Source organism: Pantoea sp. At-9b (assembly GCF_000175935.2).
Classification (GTDB): domain Bacteria; phylum Pseudomonadota; class Gammaproteobacteria; order Enterobacterales; family Enterobacteriaceae; genus Pantoea.
On the sequence record NC_014838.1, the window covers coordinates 174846 to 195009 of the forward strand.

Sequence of the window (20164 nt, forward strand, 5' to 3'; positions counted from 1 at the left end):
ACTCATGCAATCACCGCCAGGGAATGCGCGCTCGTCGACACATTTAGCGACCTGAATTCTGCGGCATGCCCCCGGTGAACAACATTCGGATGCCCAACCCTATCATCACCACACCGGTGAATCTTTCCTGCCATTTTAAGAAACCGCTATGGCGACTCAACCAGTTACCAAAAGTTCCGGACGCCAGTGCCACTGAACCCAGTGAGATGATTCCTGCCAGCTTTTGAATGCAGCCGAAAATAAGCAGTTGTAGCCAGATTGGCCCGACGGCAGGGTCCACAAACTGTGGTAGAAAGGCGAACATGAAAAGTAGCGATTTGGGGTTGGTCAGGCTATTTATCGCGCCTTCTCTAATGGCCCTCCGTCCTGATATTTTAACGGTTTTCTTGAGCCGGGTGTCCGTACCTGAGGTGGCAATCATTTTTATACCAAGCCAGACCAGATAAGCTGCGCCAGCCCATCTGAGCACATCCAGCGCCACCGGCCACGCATGAACGGCGGCCACCAGACCGAGCACCAAAAACGCGACCTGAATAAAACCTGCGACAAACACGTTTCCCAGCACCGTCAGCAGCGCAATGCGTCTTCCCTGGCCAATCCCGCGGGCAAGGGTCAGCATCATGTCCGGGCCTGGAGAAATTTCAAGCAGGGACAGGGCGATCAGGAACGTCAGAAATGTTTCAATGGTTGGCATATTGGATAGATGGATAACAGAAAAAACCAAATAAGAATGATATCATCCCGCCCGGATGATGCCAGTCGTGGCGGCATAGACTTTAACCCTGGGGATAACTGATGAACAACGACGTACCGCTAAAATTTTATGACATCGTGGATGAGTACGAGGCGGAAGCGGCAAAGCCGGTAAGCGAGTCGGAACGTGATGCGTTGGCGCGTTATTTTCAGCTATTGATCACGCGTTTAATGAATAACGAAGAGATCAGTGAGCAGGCACAGCAAGAGATGGCCAGTGAAGCGGGTATCGAGGCGTTGCGTATTGATGAGATCGCCACGTTTCTCAATCAATGGGGCAATGAATAGCCGTAAGCGTTGGGGCTGCCCCTAAAATGTTGAAGATGGTTTAGAAGCGAAGATGACAAAACTTACCTTACAAGAGCAAATGCTGAAAGCTGGATTAGTGACCAGCAAAAAAATGGCCAAAGTCCAAAAGACGGCTAAAAAATCCCGCGTTCAGGCTCGTGAGGCCAGAGAGGCGGTGGAAGAGAATAAAAAAGCGCAACTTGAGCGAGATAAGCAGCTAAGCGACCAACAAAAACAAGCGACGTTAGCAAAAGAATATAAAGCTCAGGTGAAGCAACTGATCGAGATGAACAGAATCGTCGTGGCCAAAGGCGATATTGCGTTTAATTTCACCGACAACAACTTAATTAAAAAAATCAGTGTTGATAAGTTGACGCAAACGCAACTGGTGAATGGGCGTCTTGCTATCGCCCGACTGGCGGTTGATAGCGATGGTAAGAGTGAATACGCAATTATCCCCGCCGTGGTCGCTGACAAAATTGCCCAGCGCGATGCGAGCAGTATTGTATTAAACAGCACCCTAAGTCAGGAACAGCAGGATGAAGATGATCCCTATGCTGATTTTAAAGTGCCTGATGATTTGATGTGGTAGCCCACGCAATGCCCGTTCAAAACGGGCTGTTGTGACGCGCATTGATTGACTCTCCGCTGATGGGATGCACAAAATTCAGCGCACTGGCGTGCAGCATCAGTCGAGGGGCTTTTTCACTGCCAGGTAGCAGGCGACCGCCATACAGGTCGCAGCCTAAAATAGGGTGGCCCAGCAGCTGACAATGAATGCGGAGTTGGTGGGTGCGCCCGGTCTCAGGAATGAGCTGTACCCGCGTTAACGGCAGTAACGTTCCCTCTTCCAACTCATGATTGAAACGTTCAACCACCTGATACCGGGAACGGGCGGGTTTACCGTGGGTGGCACAAATCGACATCAGCGGAAAGCGCGCTGGATCTTTGGCAATCGCCGCGTCTATCACCCCTTCATGGTTTTCCAGATGCCCGCACAGCAGTGCACTGTAAACCTTGGTCACGCTACGTTGACTGAATTGCTGGCACAGGGCAGCGTTGATCGCCTTGTTGCGCGCAATCACCATCAAGCCGGAAGTACCGAAATCAAGGCGATGTACCAAGGTACAGCCCGGAAAAATCTTTACCAGCCGGTGATGTACAGAATCGAGATTTTGCGGATTTTTGCCCGAGAGACTAAGCAGTCCGGCAGGTTTATTGATCAGCACCAGGTGTTCGTCCTGATAGAGCGTTTCTATCTGCTCATGGCACGGTGGGGCAATAAAGGTATCAAGAATAACAGCCATCAGGTCGCCAGGGGGGGAATGTGGGAGCGGATAATAACCAATTTTTAGTCAACAGGCGAACCGATTAAAGCGGCAGGACATAAGTTTAAAGATGTGCCGCGCACGGCCGATAACCATTTACTGCCTGTGAGTATGTTATGGCCCGGCTACGACAAGTAATTTAACGAAAAGTGAAGTCAGGAGGACTTTATGATTGCTCTGATTGTTTTTGTTATCTGTGTTGCTATTGCGGTGTTTTGTTATAAAAGGGTTGCTAAGCGCTGCCGTGACCAACAAAAAGGCAAATTGAAAACCGTATTGACGGCATCATTAGCGAGCGTTGTGGTTTTTATCGTCACGCTGGTGGTTGGTGTTGTCGCGTTCTTTCCATCCAATAAAGCCGATGGCAACACCAGCACGACAAAACAGGCGTCATCTGAACAGACCACGGCTGAAAAAACACGCGCCGAAAAATATACTTGTGATAAATTTCATTCGGTTATGCAGACGCAGCAAGGGACAAAAATCCGCGACGGCTATTATTCCGATGGTGATGTTAAAACCACGCTCACCTATACTATTACGGATGATCTGTTAGTTAATGCATTGTTTATTCCCAATATTACAGACAGCACGGATAGTGCGAAATTTAATAATATTGCTGCTGATGGTTCCCGTAAATATGGCAGTTCATCAACTAATTATTTCGTATCTAAAATGAATGACAGCACGATAAAAGTGGTTGCGGTTAATTTCGATTTCAATTCGACAATCACTCAAACCTGCACAAAATAAACAACGGAGTTCAATTTAATCTTCGGAGTTGGAACCTGTGCGCGATAAAAGGTTTGATAGCCAGTATGCCACGCACACCAAAACCTTAATGTGCCTGAAGTCAAACCCCAGGCATGGTAGGGTAGTGTCAGCGACTTATGCGTACCTCTATCATCACAGGAACCTGTATGCTGACCGGCCTGAATCATCTTACCCTTGCAGTCAGTGATCTGACGGTAAGTTTCTCCTTTTATCGCGACGTTCTGTCATTCACGCCGCGTGCCAGGTGGGACCGGGGAGCCTATCTCTCTTTAGGTGATCTCTGGTTATGTTTATCCCTGGATAAAGCCTCTCCTGCTCAGGACTATACCCACTTTGCTTTCACCCTTGCGGAAGCCGATAGGGTGAGTTTTAGAAACCGTCTGCAATGCGCTGGGGTGATCGAGTGGAAAGAAAACCGCAGCGAAGGAGAATCAATCTACTTCCTCGATCCGGACGGACATCAGTTAGAGGCCCACTGCGGTGATTTGGCAAGCCGGCTGCGGGCGTGCCGGGAAAAACCTTATCGCGGGATGGAATTCTTTTAATCGACGCTGAAACGGGCCAAAGGAAAGCGTGAAGAATGCAAAACAACAGTCTGCTTGCGGTATCGGATCTGGATTGTCGCACCATTGAAAACCTGGCGCGACGGGCGATCGCATTGTCTGAATTGTGGCAGAGCAGGGCAATGCCCCAGACCCTTGCCGGGGCCAGAATTGGCATGATTGAAGAACTCCCGGGGTGGCGTAACCCCGCGGCATTGGCATTAGGCGCGGCGGCAATGGGCGCGCAGGTTGTGACGGTGAATGCGAAGCTGGAGGGGCAGGAGTCTGTCGAAGATATTGCGGGCTATCTGGCTAACTGGTTTGACATCGTTGCCATTCGTACTCCTTGCTTTGCAAAGCTCGCAACCTTCGCTGCGGCAGCCGCTATCCCGGTGATGAATCTGCGCACCCACCGTAACCATCCGTGTGAAATCCTCGGCGACCTGGCTTATGTCCGGCAACAACGCGGTTCATGGGATGGCCTGCATGTCGCGGTTGTTGCTCCGTATGCAAATATCCTGCGTTCATGGATTGAGGCGGCCGCTGTGCTGCCCATCAGTATTACTCAGGTCGCACCCACGGAGCTGCTGGTTGAGACCGATCATGTGACGGCCAGCGACGATCCCCGATCCGTACAGGATGCTGACGTGATCATCACCGATTGCTGGCCCGGCACGGCGGATGCGGCACTCAAGCAAAAACTCGCCCGCTATCGTATCGATGGCGAGCGGCTGTCCCTTTGTCGGCCAGAGGCAATGTTTATTCCTTGCCCACCGGTAACGCGTGGCGAAGAAGTCGCGGCGGAGGCAATGTCAGATCCACGTTGTCAGGCTACGCAAGCCAAAGCCTTCCTGCTGCATCTGCAAAATGCGGTGTTGGAAATGATGTTTGCCAAAGCATAAGCCTCATCATCGTTAATTCCATGACCGTTAACAGCGAGCACGTTAGCGTGCTCCGATGCTTAATACCTCCACGCTTAACGCCTGGAGGAAAATATGGCTTATACCATTCGCGGTTTGGACAGCAGAGAGTTTACCCATTTGTTTGGTCAGGATGAGCGCTATCTGGCGTTGCATCTGGCGGTACGTAAGCGGGCCGATAAAAACGCCGGTTTTCCGGACCGCATTGCATTGCGTGATGTGCCGGAAGGGGAATATGCGATTCTGGTCAATCACGCCTACCAACCAGCGGCAACGCCTTATTCAGGCAGACATGCCATCTATATCCATGAGGGATGCACTACACAAGGCGTTTATCAGGATGAAGTCCCGGCGTATCTGACAACCCGGCTACTCTCGCTGCGCGCTTTTAATGCAGCACATATGATTATTACGGCGGAAGTCACGCCGGGCAGTGAAGCGGAGCCGTTAATTTTGCAGATGTTGCGTCAACCTGAAACGGCCTATATCCACGTGCATAGCGCACGGTTTGGCTGTTATCTGTGTGTCATTGAACGCAGTTGAGAGGAAGAAAAACCCCGCACCATCAGGTCCTAATGCTGGTCAGTTAAGCAATCGGTGATGACGCAGTCTGGTACTGCTCAGGTGCTGGCGGTCCTCGCGCCGCTGACGCGGTGCCTTCACGTCATTCGTCTGCCTGACGGACCGGCGGGGATGGCACATCCCTGTTCCACCCCGCCTTTCGCGCGCATCCATGCGCGCTCTCCTGGCAGACTCACTCTGTTCAGCGCTGCGGATTGCCTGCCCCTGAGCGGCCCCAGCCTGCTCCGAAGCGTCGGTGTGTGTTGTCAGAAAGGGCACAATCGTGAAGGCCATCGCCCCTCTGCTGCTGCAAAGGGCTATCCGCAGCGCTGAGGCTTTGACGTTGTGCCAGGAGACTCACGCAGGGATGCGTGAGTCAGTTCGGGGTGGACAGGGATGGACTTCCCCGAACGGTCCGTCGGCACGACGTTGAAGCCGAAGGCACCGCGTCAGCGGCGCGAGGACTGCCCGGCAGCAGCAGAGGGGCGATGGCCCACAGCAGAGTACGCATGAAAAAAGCTGCCATTCCTTAAAAAATGGCAGCCTTACCCGAATATGGCCTTAACTGACCAGCATTAGCACCATCAGGTCCGGGGTGTTTGAGGATTACAGCGCCATGTCGTGTTGTGGAGACGGTGCTGCTTTAGCCGGTGCGGCTGCCTGCGGTTGAGCGTCAGCGGCTGGCATATTGATCACCGGTGGTTTGGTGAGTTGCAGCGTCGCAGCGGTGTCATCCCACACCTGTTGCGCCAGTGCTGGATTGTCGTTCAGCTTCTGGCCGTAGGCCGGGACGATCTGATGAATCTTCTGCTGCCATTCCGGGCTGGCGAACTCGGTCGGGAACAGTTGCTTGATCACGTTGATAGCGATCGGTGCAGCGGTAGAGGCACCCGGTGACGCACCCAGCAGCGCAGCCACGGTTTTCTGCTGATCGGTCACGATTTCCGTACCCAGCTTCAGCACACCCCCTTTCTCGGCATCTTTCTTAATGATCTGCACACGCTGACCAGCCTGAATCAGTTTCCAGTCTTCTTTCTTCGCTTCCGGGAAGTACTCTTTCAGCGCAGCAAAGCGGGTTTCAATGGTTGGCATATTGGATAGATGGATAACAGAAAAAACCAAATAAGAATGATATCATCCCGCCCGGATGATGCCAGTCGTGGCGGCATAGACTTTAACCCTGGGGATAACTGATGAACAACGACGTACCCCTAAAATTTTATGACATCGTGGATGAGTACGAGGCGGAAGCGGCAAAGCCGGTAAGCGAGTCGGAACGTGATGCGCTGGCGCGTTATTTTCAGCTATTGATCACGCGTTTAATGAATAACGAAGAGATCAGTGAGCAGGCACAGCAAGAGATGGCCAGTGAAGCGGGTATCGAGGCGTTGCGTATTGATGAGATCGCCACGTTTCTCAATCAATGGGGCAATGAATAGCCGTAAGCGTTGGGGCTGCCCCTAAAATGTTGAAGATGGTTTAGAAGCGAAGATGACAAAACTTACCTTACAAGAGCAAATGCTGAAAGCTGGATTAGTGACCAGCAAAAAAATGGCCAAAGTCCAAAAGACGGCTAAAAAATCCCGCGTTCAGGCTCGTGAGGCCAGAGAGGCGGTGGAAGAGAATAAAAAAGCGCAACTTGAGCGAGATAAGCAGCTAAGCGACCAACAAAAACAAGCGACGTTAGCAAAAGAATATAAAGCTCAGGTGAAGCAACTGATCGAGATGAACAGAATCGTCGTGGCCAAAGGCGATATTGCGTTTAATTTCACCGACAACAACTTAATTAAAAAAATCAGTGTTGATAAGTTGACGCAAACGCAACTGGTGAATGGGCGTCTTGCTATCGCCCGACTGGCGGTTGATAGCGATGGTAAGAGTGAATACGCAATTATCCCCGCCGTGGTCGCTGACAAAATTGCCCAGCGCGATGCGAGCAGTATTGTATTAAACAGCACCCTAAGTCAGGAACAGCAGGATGAAGATGATCCCTATGCTGATTTTAAAGTGCCTGATGATTTGATGTGGTAACCCACGCAATGCCCGTTCAAAACGGGCTGTTGTGACGCGCATTGATTGACTCTCCGCTGATGGGATGCACAAAATTCAGCGCACTGGCGTGCAGCATCAGTCGAGGGGCTTTTTCACTGCCATGACGGTGAATGCGAGGCTGGAGGGGCAGGAGTCTGTCGAAGATATTGCGGGCTATCTGGCAAACTGGTTCGACATCGTTGCCATCCGTACTCCTTGCTTTGCTAAACTCGCAACCTTCGCTGCGGCCGCCGCTATCCCGGTGATGAATCTGCGTACCCACCGTAACCATCCGTGTGAAATCCTCGGCGACCTGGCTTATATCCGGCAACAACGCGGTTCATGGGATGGCCTGCATGTCGCGGTTGTTGCGCCGTATGCAAATATCCTGCGTTCATGGATTGAGGCGGCCGCTGTGCTACCCATCAGTATTACTCAGGTCGCACCCACGGAGCTGCTGGTTGAGACCGATCATGTGACGGCCAGCGACGATCCCCGATCCGTACAGGATGCTGACGTGATCATCACCGATTGCTGGCCGGGCACGGCGGATGCGGCACTCAAGCAAAAACTCGCCCGTTATCGTATCGATGGCGAGCGGCTGTCCCTTTGTCGGCCAGAGGCAATGTTTATTCCTTGCCCACCGGTAACGCGTGGCGAAGAAGTCGCGGCGGAGGCAATGTCAGATCCACGTTGTCAGGCTACGCAAGCCAAAGCCTTTCTGCTGCATGTGCAAAATGCGGTGTTGGAAATGATGTTTGCCAGCCGATAGATATCCGTCACAGAGGATACAATTTTTTATAGCATCATAATATTCATGATTTTTTACGGTACTCTGAATAATACTGCATCAATAATCTAATCCTTCAGGTTCTGGAATTCCTTGCATTTCAGGAAGTTTTCCTGGTTGATTCGTAAATGTTGCTCGATAGATTGTACGGGCAGCGCCGCTTATAAAAAGATCAAGTTCGCTAAATGCGGTGCGCAGATTGATATTTGTTGCCCATTCTTCCTGGTCAATAAGTCGTATTGTAAAATACACATTAGTTTCTCCCCGGTGTGTTGGCTCGATCTTTTGAATATTGTTAATTCGTACACGTCCGTAGCAAAGATCACCATAGCGGTCAAAGTTTTTTTGTCCCACCGTAGTAAGTTTGAAATAGCGCTTTTCCCCGTTGACGATAATCTCTACCAGTCCTGCATCAACCAAAGCCAGAAGTCTTGCATTCTCCCAAGTGGAATGGTGGATTGTTGCAGAAACAGGCCATTCATTTACACCGAGGCAGCATGGCGGCTCCAGTTGATAGAAGGCTTTTAGTTGCTTTGAATAAACTGATAAGTTTTCACTATCAGAGGCAGTAACCATCATGCTGATTAAGAAAAAAACGATTGGGAGAAAACGCGTTATTTTAATCATCCAATAATCCAACATCAATATCCTGATAGGCTTCAGTGGCGGATAAATATTCCTTTTTAGTCAAAGCTTTCTTATGTAATGTCCAGTCATAAAGAGGCACTCCAGGGTCATCACGGGATTCTGAAAATTTATAAATCTTTATTTCAATTTTTCCGGATTCAAATACATCATCCCCCACTTTCTGGACAGAGATAAGATAGAAACGATTTTTATATTGAAAAAGGCGATTGTCCTGCACAAGGAACTCAGCATCAGCTGACAATCTATAATCAAACCAGGTGAACAAATTGCTATTTGCTACAGGCATGATGCAATATCCTCCCCCAGTACAACGGATAAAAAAAGTCAGGCCTATGTTGGGATGAGAAGTGTTATTGTCAAACTGCGCCATAACAACCAAGTCTTTTGTACCATCATGGTTGAGATCCAGATAATTAGGTCCGGGTTTTAATGTGACAGGGGAAATAGCTGCTGTTCCACTTATTACCCATAATAATAAAAGGAAAAAAATGCTATAGTTCATGTATTCTCCGAACCAGTCTAAAGCCGGTATCTGATGTCAGGAAACCAGGTGTATGAACATCGCATGCAGCCAGAGTGGTTGTCCGATCAAGATAACTACCCCCACAGAAGTAGTACATTCTCTTTCCTTCTTGAATTTCTAGCGATTCATCCAGCCACTCAGAGACATTACCGCTCATATCGTAAAGGCCGGCGGCATTAGCCTTTAATGAACCCACTGGAGACGTTGAAAAAATTCGGGAATCTCTTTGAGGAAAAATTGCCACTTCACCGGAAGATAAGCTGCCAGAAAAAGGGTTACCATATGTACCATCAACTAATCCTCTAATACCACCTCGGGCAGCAATTTGCCATTCTGCCAAGTCAGGAAGTCTGTAACCTGTCGAAGCATAATTAACATGAATGTCAATATTTTCAATGCGTTCAGATAGGGTTCGCAATGGCTGCTGTGCAGCGGTTAAGTAAACTGGTTCGAGGTTATACATTTCGCTTAGGGCATTGGCGAAAATAATCGCGTCGAACCAGGTTACATTTGTGACAGGATGCATGCCTCCATCTTTTTCTGGTGGTAAGCACTCTTCATATTCAGCACCATTACACCCTTCACTCAAATTATAACCGTGTTTATTAGCCCACAATACAACTGATTGGTAGAAATGATAAGTCACTTCTGTTGACATTATTGCGAAGGTTTCACGGCGGGTATTTGCATGTGCTGTGTAGTTCTGCTGTCCAAAGACAGAACCGACATAATAGTACCCACCAGGGATCACTACTTCTTGTACATTATGGGGAGTGGGAGAAGCTGAAATTTCTGGTAATGGAATCAGCGTAGTAAGAAATATCGAAAGAATACTATATGGATGGGGTGAATAATTACTCATTCGTTTCAATTTCAATGTCTCCAAATGGTATGGTGCAGCATGGTAAAATGAACCCATTCTCTGTGTCCTTGCGAGAAATTCCGCCCGAATGTTCCATTTTAACCTTTCCCGATTTAAGTTTGACTTTGCAAAGGCCACAATAACCCATACTACATCGGTATGAGATAGCTACACCTGAAATCAGTGCTGATTCAAGAAGTGTTCTGTCAGAAAAGCAAGCGAATGCTTTGTTACGATTGACGATTTTACATTTAAAACTAGTCATTTCGCCTCCATAATAAACGATTACATAACTCTCTGAATAACAATTTGGATTCTTTCTTGAAGGTTTGTGTTGCAATGGCATTCTCTTCAATTCTGCGGAGAAGATAAGGCAATGATTTTTTTTGGGGTCCGTAGGGTAAGTATTTGCACACGCGGAACCCCATGGTTTTTATAGAATAAGTTAAGTGATCCCCTAAACCATAAAGTTGCCCAATCCAAACTCTTGCATCAGAGAGATTTTGATTAGAGATGATACGTTGGATGCTTTCATCATTATGTGTTGCAAAAAAAGGATGTATTCTTTCAAGCCTTTGCGAAACATAATCTATACACGCATTATAGCTATCATCAGTGTCTTTTTTGCACTCAAAGAATAGGTTCTCTCTATCTAGTTTTTTTTCCTCTTCAAGATAAGCACCTCGGACTACTTTAATGCCCAAGATGAAGTCGTTATTACATGCCAAATGGTAGTATTCTTTAAGTGTATTAAACTTTCCCTTAAGATAGAACTGCATGGTGAGAATAATGGCTGGGTAGTGATGGTTATATTTCTTCATCATAAGTAACATCAATTCATCCACTGCGGGTTGTACAGTAGTTTGTTCAGCATCAACCATCACGCTGACCCCGCGAGAAGATGCACAATCAAAAATTGTGTAAAATCTGTTTATTATCTTTTGCCAGTCTTCTTTTTCCTCATCGCTATTAATTAAATTTTTACTAACTTTTTCATACACGCCTGAACTACCCAAAGCAGTGGGCTTAACAACAACGAAAGGCATGTTTTCTGATCGATGAGCAAGATCGATTAATTGCAAGGTATGGTTGATAGCAGTTTCGAAATGAAATTCATCACTTTCACCTTCGACAGCATAATCAAGGATTCCGTAAACTCCTGTTCTTGCGAGATTTTCGCATGCCGTTGTTGCTTCGTGGATAGTTTCACCTGAGAAATATATATTATTAGTTGCACGGAAGACGCTCCCTTTTTTTTGAGAAAGGCATTTTTTTACCAAATATATTGATGGTATGCGAGTGAATTTGTTACTCAACAATGTGGTTGCCATAAGTTTGAATGATAACTCTTTTGTAGAGTAGCGTTTATATATGTTCAGTAAGTCATATTTCATTTTTCCCTTCTCCATGGATGCCGGGAGCTAGCCCGGCATTATTTTGGTTATACGCCCACGGTCTGACCTCGATATAAGCGGCGTACAATACGATCTTCATTAAATTCTTCACGTTCATGAATAACGCGTCGGTTATCCATTATGAGTAAATCACCATCCTCCCAGTAATGTTTGTAAAAATAACGTGGCTGCTTTATAAATTGAGAAAGCTCTTTGAAGAAATCTTGTGTTTCACGCGCAGTGAAACCTATAATTCGTGATTCCCAGCTAGCGGGTTGGTCCTTATCAAAAGGAAAATAAATCAACATTTTTCTTATCCAGCCAAGGTCTGTAAACACGGGTACTTTAAACCAACCGGCAGGGGAAACGTCTACATAATAGCCATGTTCTAAAACTCGAACTTCAAACGTTTCTTCTTCGAGTACACGAAGAAGATGCTGGGGCATTTCATCACATGCTAACTTATGGTCACATAGAGTTGTGGCACCACGAAATTTCAAATTTTTAATTTCTACAGCATAAAGAAAAACCAGGTCGACTTGAGAAAGTAATAGGCCGCCATCAGCATGTAATGGTAATTGACCTCTGCCAGTTACTATCTTACCTTTTTCACCTTCCAATTTTAGCGTGTCACGATATCCGAAGCCTACACTGATTTTTTCATCTGCATATTCAACAACATTGCCATAAGAAGAGTAAATGTCACGAAAATCGTTTGCATCAATATTGAGGTTTTTTATTATTGCGAAACCTTGCCTCATTAATATTTTTTTAATTGATTCTGGTGACGCAGTAATAAAATCCTCTTTAGCGATTTTTGCTCCAAAACCTGATGGCATTGCAGGTAAAAATTTCACACCTTTAATATGTTGCATAATTTATTCTCCTTGATACTTTACTTTAAGTACTTTACAGAAATGTTTCTGAGCATCTCTTGCCTGGAATGAGGCTGTATGTACTGATTTAGATGTCTCCTTTATGGCATCCAATAATTCAATGAAATTCCTGTTAATGGATGTCTTCGTGTTAATGAAAGCAGTTCTTGGGAATTTTGCCATGGCTCGAGCTTCCTGAATTGCTTCATGAAGCAAAGTATCTTTGTCGACAACTTTATTGACGAGATGATAATTAGAACAAGTTTGAGCATCCAGACTTTTACACTGATAAATAATTTCTTGCATCAGAGCGAAACCATGTGTAAATCTCAGAATGGCAGCACCCACAGAACAACCTATTCCATGTTGTAGTTCAGGCATTATTAAAGAGGCGTCTGCTGACATTAACCGTTGATCAAACATCATTGCAAACTGGAAGCCCATTCCAATTGCATAACCATCGATGGCTGCAACTGTAGGCTTTGTAACTTTCAGAACAGATTGATATAATTCTATGACACGATCAATCCAGTTCTCAATCTCGACTGTCCGAGAAAGAAATTTAACTTCATTAAAATCTCCTCCTGCAGAAAATGATCGCCCCTCACCTCCATATAAAATAACTGCACCAATCATGGGATCGGAATTTGCACGACTCAGCGCTTCCTTTATCTGCTCCTCAAGTTCAAAACTGAATGGATTGTGTTTGTTTTCTGCGTTAAGTGTTATAACTCTTATTTCATCATGATCTGTCTCTAGTATCATTTCAACCTCACTTCATCAATTTTAAAATTTGTGTTTTTGTCAAGTCTTCAATATTAGTATTTCCACCTATTAATGCTTTATAAATTCTGTATGTGAAACGTGATTTGAACTGATAGTTATCGATGTCCGTACCAACAATGTCAGCAAATACTCTATTAACTGAGGAACCTTCATGGATTCCAATTTTTTTCTCCAAATAATTTCAGGCGGCAGTAATGCTAATGAGTCAGTATATTCACGTAGAATATTTTTCACTTCGTTATTTTTAATTTTAAATTCAGGAGCGAGGCTCTTGCAAAGGGTAATAAGCTTCTGGTTCCAGAAAGGGTGTCTAACTTCAATGCCGAAATGTTTAGCGCCGTTAGTTGAAAACTCACCAGTCCATCTTGTTCGATAAATTTGCGAATCCAGTAGGCTATTAGGATTGTTATATTTCTCATCAGGATTAAGTATTCCGCCGAAAAGAAGATCTGAACCATAGCCTGTTATCATACTTTTCACTTTTCCACTGGAAAGTTTATAGATATTAAATAGTCCTGACTGGATTTCAGCTGAAAGTCCATCGAAAATTTCATTGTGAAATATTGCATTAACGATACCCTCAACAACCTCTGAGTCTGAAAGGATATGAACGTGATGGTTCGTATTCAGAGAATCGGAGACAATTTTTGAGAACTCAAATTCATTGCTAAACTCTGTTCCTATCGAGTAAGTGAAGATCTGATCAAAGTATCGGCTCGCGAGTGCAGTAATTAAACTTGAGTCCAAGCCGCCAGATAAAGGTATTCCAATGCTGGAATATTTTTGAGAGAGATCGTTTAAGGGAGTATTTAATTTCTTATCAATAATTTCAATGGCGTCTTGTTTTTTGAGGATTAATTCTTTGCTATTTGATATTACGTTTAGGGTGTTAATGTCGCTCTGAATATAATGCTCTCTATCCCTGGATAAGATAACATATGAACCGGGTTTGAACCGTGTGGCATTCGTTACAGGGCTATAATTATCTGGACGTAGTTCGCTTTGACAAACCAGAGATTCACATGCAAATTGTAGAGCATCTTCACCTTCTGCAAATGAAACAACTTTTAGAGTATTAGTAAGCCAGGTGAATTTCGATTCAACGAGATATGCTGTGGATAAGCCTTGAGAATCGGAAAATAAATGCAGTCTCTCATTTTTCTCCTCAATGATGAAGTTGAAATCCCCTTCGGCGAGCGTTAGAGCAGATTGGCCAAGCCGAGAATATAAAGTGATTAACAACTCAGAGTCATTAAATACGTAAGCATGAGACTCCCACATTGAGGCAATTTCAACTAAAAAGTTTCTGTTATAAATAGACCCAATTAAATACGCAGAGTGTTTTGAATCAGTTGATACCTGAAAATTAGCTTCTGTTGAAATATAGAGCTCGCCTAAACTTAAATTTATTATATGACCACCGGGAAAAGGATGGCGTTTAAACTTGTGATTTTTTTTAGATTTAAATAGAAAGCAGAATCCATTTTTGTTCATCATGTTATGTCCATATATGATTTCAGTTTTTACAACAGTGGGTGCCGTCGTCAGATGCGCGACTAAATCAGGCGATTGAAAACTTATTTCCTAAGAGCTTATGACGTCTTTGTCATATATTCAATAAAAAAGTAAAAATAATCACGCTCACTTAAAAACTCTTTATAATTAATATGTTGCTTCGCCTGGTTGCTTTGTTTTTCATTGTTTTTTATTTTAAATAAATAGGCATTACTATTGTTTTAATACTTTTCCATGTGCTTTTATCCTAAGATTTTCTCTTGTTGTAAATGTTGCTACGGCAGATTCATACCTAATATTGAGTATGTGAGGTAGATGGACTTCTCTAACCGGAAGGATGGCGGTATTGAGGATGGTTCAGAAGGTTTTATTGACAACGTGATGCATGAAAAATAACATGGTTGTTGTTTATGAGGCTAATTATACATAGATGGGTTTTATAATTTTTTCTTTTGAATTAAATGCTTTTTTGATATGTGTAATTATGATGTGTTAATGTAACCAGGTTAGGGGTGTGATAAATGGAAATTAAAGAGATGGAGTGTCTCTCACATGTACAAAATGGGAAGTATTATGATTTTCTTAAAATAATGATACCAATCTGGAATAGGTGTGATGAACCGTGGGGTGTTAAGGACGAAAGTTCAAGGTTTGTGTATGTAAATGACTCATTTCTAAAACTACTAAATCTCCCCCTCAACTACAAGATAGCAGGTATGCTACATGAAAATATGCCATCGGAAACCGCTAAATTTGCAAGGCAATTTCAAGAAAATGATAAATTAGTGGCAAGCACGTTGAAAAGAGTCACTTCTATCGAAACACACCCTTTTGGTGAAAGCCAAAAAATTTCAAGTTATCTTTTTGATAAAATACCATTATTTAATAAAGATAATGAATATATAGGGAATATGTTTCATGGCCGAAAATTTGAAATATTAGATATTAATTTGTTTTATACTAATAAACTATCAGGTGCAGTGACATTTTATTCACCATCCGCGTTACTTACGGATAGAGAATGGGATGTGGTTTTTTTAAAATTGAGGGGAGAAAATAATAAGGAGATTTCACGGATACTAAAAATATCACGGAGAACTGTTGAAAAAATAATCTCCTCAATTTATGACAAATGTGAAGTAAGTTCCTGGTCAGCATTAAGGGGTTTTTTGATTAGAAATGGATACGATAATTTTATTCCAGGTAAGTTTATAAAATCACCTCGGTCATTAACTTTGTAAATCATTCCCAATAGGCCGCTTGCATTATTATTTTATAGTCTTTTTTAAATTCAAATTTTTGTCAGTACATACTGCATTACGCATAAAACAACTTTTAAGTAAATACGTAATAAATACGTATTCCAATTATATACAGAGTCATTATTATTTTTTACTTTCAATTAACATGGAGGTTCATTGTATGAGAAAAGATAAAGATGATGACTATCGGGCAGTGGCATTGTTAGTAACTTTATCACCAGAAATGAATCGTGAGCTTTCAAAGGCGGCAGAACGAAGTGGTCGTTCCAAATCAGGCGAGGCGCGGTTGCGTTTGATGGATCATTTGACATTCTTTTCAGAGATAGCCTGTTCAGGTAAACGTTTCAGTCATAACGATAAATGAAATAAGAATTTTGTTTTTTGCCCAATCTAGTGCTTATTCGTGTGCTGCCGCATGGTAATTTAGAGGCTATACCAGTTCATCCGTCTAGGCACGAAATCATGCGGGCGTATTAATAGTTAAATTAATCATTGTGTTAACAAATAATGGATGACTGTGCCGAGGAGTCGCTATCTCTGATATGATTTTCCTTTTTTGAAATTTAAAAATCATGTGGTATTCATTAAAGGTTGTGTAATTCATACAATTACGCAGGTTGTATGGACGGATAATAGCCACAAGGCGTTGAGGATTGCCTAATCCGGCCACTACTGAGGAAGGGTATTGAACAAAGTCGAGTCAAAGAAAAACCCCGCACCATCAGGTCCGGGGTTTTTGAGGATTACAGCGCCATGTCGTGTTGTGGAGACGGTGCTGTTTTAGCCGGTGCGGCTGCCTGCGGTTGAGCGTCAGCGGCTGGCATATTGATCACCGGTGGTTTGGTGAGTTGCAGCGTCGCAGCGGTGTCATCCCACACCTGTTGCGCCAGTGCTGGATTGTCGTTCAGCTTCTGGCCGTAGGCCGGGACGATCTGATGAATCTTCTGCTGCCATTCCGGGCTGGCGAACTCGGTCGGGAACAGTTGTTTGATCACGTTGATAGCGATCGGTGCAGCGGTAGAGGCACCCGGTGAGGCACCCAGCAGCGCAGCCACGGTTTTCTGCTGATCGGTCACGATTTCCGTACCCAGCTTCAGCACACCCCCTTTCTCGGCATCTTTCTTAATGATCTGCACACGCTGACCAGCCTGAATCAGTTTCCAGTCTTCTTTCTTCGCTTCCGGGAAGTACTCTTTCAGCGCAGCAAAGCGGTCATCGTCATTCAACATCACCTGACCAATCAGGTATTTCACCAGGTCAAAGTTATCAATGCCCACGTGGGTCATCGGCATAAAGTTACTGGTGGTGGTGGTGCCCAACAGATCAAACAGCGAACCGTTTTTCAGGAACTTGGTAGAGAAAGTCGCGAACGGTCCAAACAGCACCACACGTTTGCCGTCGAGGAAACGCGCATCGAGGTGCGGTACCGACATCGGCGGTGCGCCGACAGAAGCCTGGCCGTAAACTTTTTCCAGATGACGACTGGTGATGGCCGGGTTTTCGGTCACGAGGAACGAACCACCCACCGGGAAGCCTGCGTAGTTTTCGCCTTCAGGAATACCGGTTTTCTGCAACAGCTTAAGCGCGCCACCACCGGCACCGATAAACACGTAACGTGCGTCGATGGTGCGGTTTGCGCCACTTTTCACATCTTTGATGGTGACGTGCCAGCTGTTATCGCTGTTACGTTTGAAATCGGTCACTTCTGACGAGGTTTCCAGCGAGAAGTTGTCGTTCTTCTTCAGGCTGCCAATCAGCTGACGGGTGATCTCACCGTAGTTCACGTCCGTACCAACCGGGGTCCAGGTTGCAGCAACTTTCTGCTGCGGATCGCGGCCTTCCATAATCAGCGGTGCCCACTGCTGAATTTGCGCGTGATCGGTAGAGAATTTCATGCCCTGGAACAGCACGGTTTTCTGCAACGCTTCATAACGCTTCGTCAGATACTCAACGTTTTTATCGCCCCAGACAAAACTCATGTGCGGCGTCGAGTTAATAAAGTTGTGCGGATTATTTAATACGCCGCGTTTAACCTGAGAGGTCCAGAACTGACGCGAAATCATAAAGGCTTCGTTAATTTCCAGCGCTTTGCTGACGTCAATACTGCCGTCCGGACGTTCTGGCGTGTAGTTCAGTTCCATATTGGCGGAGTGACCGGTACCGGCGTTGTTCCAGCCGTTGGAGGACTCCAGCGCTACGCCGTCCAGTTTTTCGACCATTACCTGTTTCCAGCTGGGTTGCAATTCTTCCAGCCAGGTCCCCAGAGAAGCACTCATGATGCCCCCGCCAATCAGCAGCACGTCAGTCTTTTCCGGCGTGTCAGCGGCATGGACAGCAGAGCTAACGAGTAATGCGGTGAGTGAAAGCGAGGTGATTAATTTAGTTGATTTTTTCATTGCGATAACAACGTTTCTTGGCGATGAGTAAAAAGTTCGCAACAAATTTAAAACATTGTTATTGAAATTTTAAAATTTATTTAGTTTAAAAACTATTAAAGTAACAGGGCGGATTTATTTGGTTACAAATGTATTTTGCTATTTCCGTGCAGAATGAGCGGTTATTTTGTGTTGCGACTCACTATTTATAACCGCTATTTCAGCGTGGTCAATGGCCGGTGGCAAAATTAATTTAGCTTAAGGAAGTGGTGCAGCGGCTGTATTTGTTGCCCTCCACTGTCCATATTTTCTTCGCCAAGCCAGCGTGTCATTGCCTGCTGGATGGCTGGCCATTCGCTATCAATAATCGATAGCCAGTCGGTGTCACGATTACGTTGTTTGCGCGTCATGGCCTGGCGAAAACGGCCCTCAAAGCTAAAGCCCAGACGCTCCGCAGCACGTCGCGAGGCGTGATTGGTCGAATCACAGCGCCACGCCACCCGACGATAGCCCAGCGCAAAGGCCTGACTCAGCAGTAGATAGATGGCTTCGCTGCCCAACACGTTGCGTTGCATCAGGGGTGACCAAGTGACATGACCAATCTCCAGGGCACCGTTTTGTTGATCAATATTGGCAAAGCACACCAGACCGACAGCCTGTTGGCTGGCATGGTTAACCACCGCATAAGAAACCAGCCCGACATCGGCCATTTTATCCCCGACCCAACGTGCCATCTCTGGCAGAGAACGGGGTTGATCTGCGCCCAGCCATGTCCAGTCACGATCGTCTTCTGCCTGTGAAAAGGCTGACAGCAGCGGTGCACAGTGCCCGGCCTGTAAAGGTTCCAGAGTACAAAAGCGGCCGGTTAAGGGGGCGATGGCTGGACGTGCAACGGGTTGCCAATGCGGCAGGGCAAAACCAACAGGTTGACCGTATTGATTGAACTGAGACACACAACTTTCCTTATGTGAATGACAGATAACAGCTGCGGGTGGTTAGCGTACCAGATAATCGTTCACGGCTGCGGCCATCAGTTTCCCCAACAGTTGTTGCGCGGCATCAGCGCTATTCTTCTGCAACAACGCAATGCCCATATTACCGACGGCGGGCAGCGGTGCGTGAATAACCTTCAATCCCGCGGGCAGGCCGATCTGGCTGCGTAGCGTCACTCCCAGCCCGGCATGGACTGCCGCCCAGATACCACTCAGACTATGGCTGGTAAATACCACGCGCCATGCCAGCCCGGCCTGCTCCAGTGCCGCGAGGGCACGGGTGCGCATCAGGCACGGGGCTTCGAACATCAACAGTGGTAACGGTTCACCGCGTGCCAGCAGAGCGGCCACATCGAGTTCGGGCGCGGCGATCCACGCCAGCGCGCATTGGCCGAGCAGTTGACTGGAGGCGGGCAGATTATCCCCCTGCCACAGCAAGGCCATATCCAGGCTATCCCCGGCTATCGCCTGTAACAACGGCTGGTTGCGGTCAACGCGTGCGCTAATCCGTACACCGGGATGCTGACGGCTGAAAGGACCGAGAATGCCCGGCATCAGTGACTCGCCAAAATCCTCCTGCATGCCAATGCGCACGTCACCCTGTAATAACTCACCGCGTACTGCCCGCCAGGCTTCATCGTTCAGGCTAAGCAGACGGCGCGCGTAACTCATCAGAATCTCACCGCCGGGTGTCAGCGCCAGATGGCGGCCACGCTTTTCGACCAGCGGCGTGCCGCACTGCTGCTCCAGTTTTTTTAACTGGGCGCTGACAGCGGAAGTCGAGCGGCAAAGTTGTTGCGCCGCCAGCGCGAAGCTGCCTGTCTCAATACCTAACACGAAGCTACGCAGTGCGTCACTGTCGAGCGCGATCGGAACCTTTGCCATACCATCCTTAAAATCAGGATCATGCGTCCTGAATAATATGATTTTCAGGATTGTAGCAGC

General features: G+C 46.1%; 24 protein-coding genes and 2 pseudogenes. 11 read left to right on the forward strand and 15 right to left on the reverse strand.

Features of this window, described 5'->3' with window-relative positions:
• Nucleotides 1-43: 43 nt before the first annotated feature.
• The gene (locus tag PAT9B_RS21025; RefSeq protein ID WP_013511288.1) at nt 44-694 is read right to left on the reverse strand and encodes a LysE family translocator; all 651 of its coding nucleotides are present in this window, start codon (nt 692-694) and stop codon (nt 44-46) included.
• A 101-nt stretch (nt 695-795) separates the two neighbouring features.
• Here PAT9B_RS21025 and PAT9B_RS21030 point away from each other — a divergent pair, with 101 nt between their 5' ends.
• Nucleotides 796-1041, forward strand: coding sequence for a YmjA family protein (locus PAT9B_RS21030; RefSeq protein WP_013511289.1), 246 nt, complete (start codon nt 796-798; stop codon nt 1039-1041).
• Nucleotides 1042-1093: 52 nt separating this feature from the next.
• Nucleotides 1094-1633 (forward strand): DUF2058 domain-containing protein, encoded by a 540-nt coding sequence (locus PAT9B_RS21035; protein ID WP_013511290.1) that lies wholly within the window; start codon nt 1094-1096, stop codon nt 1631-1633.
• A gap of 16 nt (nt 1634-1649) precedes the next feature.
• Here the strand turns inward: PAT9B_RS21035 and PAT9B_RS21040 are convergent, their stop codons facing one another.
• The gene (locus tag PAT9B_RS21040) at nt 1650-2348 is read right to left on the reverse strand and encodes an RluA family pseudouridine synthase (RefSeq protein ID WP_013511291.1); all 699 of its coding nucleotides are present in this window, start codon (nt 2346-2348) and stop codon (nt 1650-1652) included.
• A gap of 189 nt (nt 2349-2537) precedes the next feature.
• On the opposite strand from PAT9B_RS21040, the gene PAT9B_RS21045 reads away from it, so the two are divergent.
• From PAT9B_RS21045 to PAT9B_RS21060, 4 genes are all read left to right on the forward strand, one after another.
• The gene (locus PAT9B_RS21045; RefSeq protein WP_013511292.1) at nt 2538-3122 is read left to right on the forward strand and encodes a hypothetical protein; all 585 of its coding nucleotides are present in this window, start codon (nt 2538-2540) and stop codon (nt 3120-3122) included.
• 167 nt (nt 3123-3289) lie between these two features.
• The gene (gene fos, locus PAT9B_RS21050) at nt 3290-3688 is read left to right on the forward strand and encodes a fosfomycin resistance glutathione transferase (RefSeq protein ID WP_013511293.1); all 399 of its coding nucleotides are present in this window, start codon (nt 3290-3292) and stop codon (nt 3686-3688) included.
• A gap of 35 nt (nt 3689-3723) precedes the next feature.
• Entirely contained in the window at nt 3724-4587 is an 864-nt protein-coding gene (locus PAT9B_RS21055; RefSeq protein ID WP_013511294.1) for an ornithine carbamoyltransferase, read from the forward strand.
• A gap of 93 nt (nt 4588-4680) precedes the next feature.
• Nucleotides 4681-5148, forward strand: a complete 468-nt coding sequence (locus PAT9B_RS21060; RefSeq protein ID WP_013511295.1) for a DUF1203 domain-containing protein — start codon at nt 4681-4683, stop codon at nt 5146-5148.
• A 624-nt stretch (nt 5149-5772) separates the two neighbouring features.
• On the opposite strand, the pseudogene PAT9B_RS21070 reads toward PAT9B_RS21060, so the two are convergent.
• Nucleotides 5773-6291: pseudogene (locus tag PAT9B_RS21070) on the reverse strand (malate:quinone oxidoreductase); the annotation flags it as partial.
• 68 nt (nt 6292-6359) lie between these two features.
• Between PAT9B_RS21070 and PAT9B_RS21075 the strand changes: the two are divergent.
• Together PAT9B_RS21075 and PAT9B_RS21080 are read left to right on the forward strand one after the other, a co-directional pair.
• Complete coding sequence (locus PAT9B_RS21075) at nt 6360-6605, forward strand: YmjA family protein (RefSeq protein WP_013511289.1); 246 nt, start codon at nt 6360-6362, stop codon at nt 6603-6605.
• 52 nt (nt 6606-6657) lie between these two features.
• Nucleotides 6658-7197, forward strand: a complete 540-nt coding sequence (locus PAT9B_RS21080; RefSeq protein WP_013511290.1) for a DUF2058 domain-containing protein — start codon at nt 6658-6660, stop codon at nt 7195-7197.
• A 16-nt stretch (nt 7198-7213) separates the two neighbouring features.
• Here PAT9B_RS21080 and PAT9B_RS31165 read toward each other — a convergent pair.
• Nucleotides 7214-7318: pseudogene (locus PAT9B_RS31165) on the reverse strand (RluA family pseudouridine synthase); the annotation flags it as partial.
• Between PAT9B_RS31165 and PAT9B_RS21085 the strand changes: the two are divergent.
• Complete coding sequence (locus tag PAT9B_RS21085) at nt 7319-7969, forward strand: hypothetical protein (protein ID WP_049792212.1); 651 nt, start codon at nt 7319-7321, stop codon at nt 7967-7969.
• Nucleotides 7970-8047: 78 nt separating this feature from the next.
• On the opposite strand, the gene PAT9B_RS21090 is transcribed toward PAT9B_RS21085, so the two are convergent.
• From PAT9B_RS21090 to PAT9B_RS21115, 8 genes are all read right to left on the reverse strand, one after another.
• Nucleotides 8048-8629, reverse strand: a complete 582-nt coding sequence (locus tag PAT9B_RS21090; protein ID WP_013511297.1) for a hypothetical protein — start codon at nt 8627-8629, stop codon at nt 8048-8050.
• The gene (locus tag PAT9B_RS21095) at nt 8607-9137 is read right to left on the reverse strand and encodes a hypothetical protein (RefSeq protein ID WP_013511298.1); all 531 of its coding nucleotides are present in this window, start codon (nt 9135-9137) and stop codon (nt 8607-8609) included. Before PAT9B_RS21095 ends, PAT9B_RS21090 begins: the two co-directional genes overlap by 23 nt.
• On the reverse strand, nt 9127-10077 hold the full coding sequence (locus PAT9B_RS29855) for an SUMF1/EgtB/PvdO family nonheme iron enzyme (RefSeq protein ID WP_013511299.1): 951 nt from the start codon (nt 10075-10077) through the stop codon (nt 9127-9129). The genes PAT9B_RS21095 and PAT9B_RS29855 overlap by 11 nt, the downstream gene beginning before the upstream one ends.
• A complete protein-coding gene (locus PAT9B_RS29860) occupies nt 10013-10366 on the reverse strand; it encodes a 2Fe-2S iron-sulfur cluster-binding protein (protein WP_369700788.1) in 354 nt (117 codons plus the stop codon). Before PAT9B_RS29860 ends, PAT9B_RS29855 begins: the two co-directional genes overlap by 65 nt.
• Nucleotides 10278-11414: a proline dehydrogenase family protein gene (locus PAT9B_RS21100; protein WP_013511300.1), complete on the reverse strand. Its 1137-nt coding sequence runs from the start codon at nt 11412-11414 to the stop codon at nt 10278-10280. The genes PAT9B_RS29860 and PAT9B_RS21100 overlap by 89 nt, the downstream gene beginning before the upstream one ends.
• A 47-nt stretch (nt 11415-11461) precedes the next feature.
• On the reverse strand, nt 11462-12289 hold the full coding sequence (locus PAT9B_RS21105) for a TauD/TfdA family dioxygenase (protein ID WP_013511301.1): 828 nt from the start codon (nt 12287-12289) through the stop codon (nt 11462-11464).
• Nucleotides 12290-12292: 3 nt separating this feature from the next.
• Nucleotides 12293-13054 carry an enoyl-CoA hydratase/isomerase family protein gene (locus PAT9B_RS21110; protein WP_013511302.1) on the reverse strand — a complete coding sequence of 254 codons (762 nt, stop codon included), beginning with the start codon at nt 13052-13054 and terminating at the stop codon, nt 12293-12295.
• Nucleotides 13055-13123: 69 nt separating this feature from the next.
• Nucleotides 13124-14572, reverse strand: coding sequence for an asparagine synthetase B family protein (locus PAT9B_RS21115; RefSeq protein WP_150105834.1), 1449 nt, complete (start codon nt 14570-14572; stop codon nt 13124-13126).
• Between the two features lie 539 nt (nt 14573-15111).
• Between PAT9B_RS21115 and PAT9B_RS21120 the strand changes: the two genes are divergently transcribed.
• On the forward strand, nt 15112-15831 hold the full coding sequence (locus PAT9B_RS21120; RefSeq protein ID WP_013511304.1) for a PAS and helix-turn-helix domain-containing protein: 720 nt from the start codon (nt 15112-15114) through the stop codon (nt 15829-15831).
• A 181-nt stretch (nt 15832-16012) separates the two neighbouring features.
• Nucleotides 16013-16216 carry a TraY domain-containing protein gene (locus PAT9B_RS29865; RefSeq protein ID WP_013511305.1) on the forward strand — a complete coding sequence of 68 codons (204 nt, stop codon included), beginning with the start codon at nt 16013-16015 and terminating at the stop codon, nt 16214-16216.
• A gap of 379 nt (nt 16217-16595) precedes the next feature.
• Here PAT9B_RS29865 and mqo read toward each other — a convergent pair whose 3' ends face one another.
• From mqo to PAT9B_RS21135, 3 genes are all read right to left on the reverse strand, one after another.
• The gene (gene mqo, locus PAT9B_RS21125; RefSeq protein WP_013511306.1) at nt 16596-18248 is read right to left on the reverse strand and encodes a malate dehydrogenase (quinone); all 1653 of its coding nucleotides are present in this window, start codon (nt 18246-18248) and stop codon (nt 16596-16598) included.
• Between the two features lie 227 nt (nt 18249-18475).
• Nucleotides 18476-19180, reverse strand: a complete 705-nt coding sequence (locus PAT9B_RS21130; protein ID WP_013511307.1) for a GNAT family N-acetyltransferase — start codon at nt 19178-19180, stop codon at nt 18476-18478.
• A 42-nt stretch (nt 19181-19222) separates the two neighbouring features.
• Nucleotides 19223-20104 (reverse strand): LysR substrate-binding domain-containing protein, encoded by an 882-nt coding sequence (locus tag PAT9B_RS21135; RefSeq protein WP_013511308.1) that lies wholly within the window; start codon nt 20102-20104, stop codon nt 19223-19225.
• Between the last annotated feature and the right edge of the window lie 60 nt (nt 20105-20164).

Excerpts from the sequence above, each read along its gene's own strand:
- PAT9B_RS29860 (WP_369700788.1), bottom strand. The coding sequence starts at position 10,366 with ATGCCATTGCAACACAAACCTTCAAGAAAGAATCCAAATTGTTATTCA.
- PAT9B_RS21135 (WP_013511308.1), bottom strand. The coding sequence starts at position 20,104 with ATGGCAAAGGTTCCGATCGCGCTCGACAGTGACGCACTGCGTAGCTTC.
- PAT9B_RS21030 (WP_013511289.1), top strand. The coding sequence starts at position 796 with ATGAACAACGACGTACCGCTAAAATTTTATGACATCGTGGATGAGTAC.
- PAT9B_RS21085 (WP_049792212.1), top strand. The coding sequence starts at position 7,319 with ATGACGGTGAATGCGAGGCTGGAGGGGCAGGAGTCTGTCGAAGATATT.
- fos (WP_013511293.1), top strand. The coding sequence starts at position 3,290 with ATGCTGACCGGCCTGAATCATCTTACCCTTGCAGTCAGTGATCTGACG.
- PAT9B_RS21035 (WP_013511290.1), top strand. The coding sequence starts at position 1,094 with ATGACAAAACTTACCTTACAAGAGCAAATGCTGAAAGCTGGATTAGTG.
- PAT9B_RS21105 (WP_013511301.1), bottom strand. The coding sequence starts at position 12,289 with ATGCAACATATTAAAGGTGTGAAATTTTTACCTGCAATGCCATCAGGT.
- mqo (WP_013511306.1), bottom strand. The coding sequence starts at position 18,248 with ATGAAAAAATCAACTAAATTAATCACCTCGCTTTCACTCACCGCATTA.
- PAT9B_RS21075 (WP_013511289.1), top strand. The coding sequence starts at position 6,360 with ATGAACAACGACGTACCCCTAAAATTTTATGACATCGTGGATGAGTAC.
- PAT9B_RS21060 (WP_013511295.1), top strand. The coding sequence starts at position 4,681 with ATGGCTTATACCATTCGCGGTTTGGACAGCAGAGAGTTTACCCATTTG.
- PAT9B_RS21110 (WP_013511302.1), bottom strand. The coding sequence starts at position 13,054 with ATGATACTAGAGACAGATCATGATGAAATAAGAGTTATAACACTTAAC.
- PAT9B_RS21025 (WP_013511288.1), bottom strand. The coding sequence starts at position 694 with ATGCCAACCATTGAAACATTTCTGACGTTCCTGATCGCCCTGTCCCTG.
- PAT9B_RS21100 (WP_013511300.1), bottom strand. The coding sequence starts at position 11,414 with ATGAAATATGACTTACTGAACATATATAAACGCTACTCTACAAAAGAG.
- PAT9B_RS29865 (WP_013511305.1), top strand. The coding sequence starts at position 16,013 with ATGAGAAAAGATAAAGATGATGACTATCGGGCAGTGGCATTGTTAGTA.
- PAT9B_RS21095 (WP_013511298.1), bottom strand. The coding sequence starts at position 9,137 with ATGAACTATAGCATTTTTTTCCTTTTATTATTATGGGTAATAAGTGGA.
- PAT9B_RS29855 (WP_013511299.1), bottom strand. The coding sequence starts at position 10,077 with ATGGGTTCATTTTACCATGCTGCACCATACCATTTGGAGACATTGAAA.
- PAT9B_RS21045 (WP_013511292.1), top strand. The coding sequence starts at position 2,538 with ATGATTGCTCTGATTGTTTTTGTTATCTGTGTTGCTATTGCGGTGTTT.
- PAT9B_RS21120 (WP_013511304.1), top strand. The coding sequence starts at position 15,112 with ATGGAAATTAAAGAGATGGAGTGTCTCTCACATGTACAAAATGGGAAG.
- PAT9B_RS21090 (WP_013511297.1), bottom strand. The coding sequence starts at position 8,629 with ATGTTGGATTATTGGATGATTAAAATAACGCGTTTTCTCCCAATCGTT.
- PAT9B_RS21055 (WP_013511294.1), top strand. The coding sequence starts at position 3,724 with ATGCAAAACAACAGTCTGCTTGCGGTATCGGATCTGGATTGTCGCACC.
- PAT9B_RS21115 (WP_150105834.1), bottom strand. The coding sequence starts at position 14,572 with ATGATGAACAAAAATGGATTCTGCTTTCTATTTAAATCTAAAAAAAAT.
- PAT9B_RS21040 (WP_013511291.1), bottom strand. The coding sequence starts at position 2,348 with ATGGCTGTTATTCTTGATACCTTTATTGCCCCACCGTGCCATGAGCAG.
- PAT9B_RS21080 (WP_013511290.1), top strand. The coding sequence starts at position 6,658 with ATGACAAAACTTACCTTACAAGAGCAAATGCTGAAAGCTGGATTAGTG.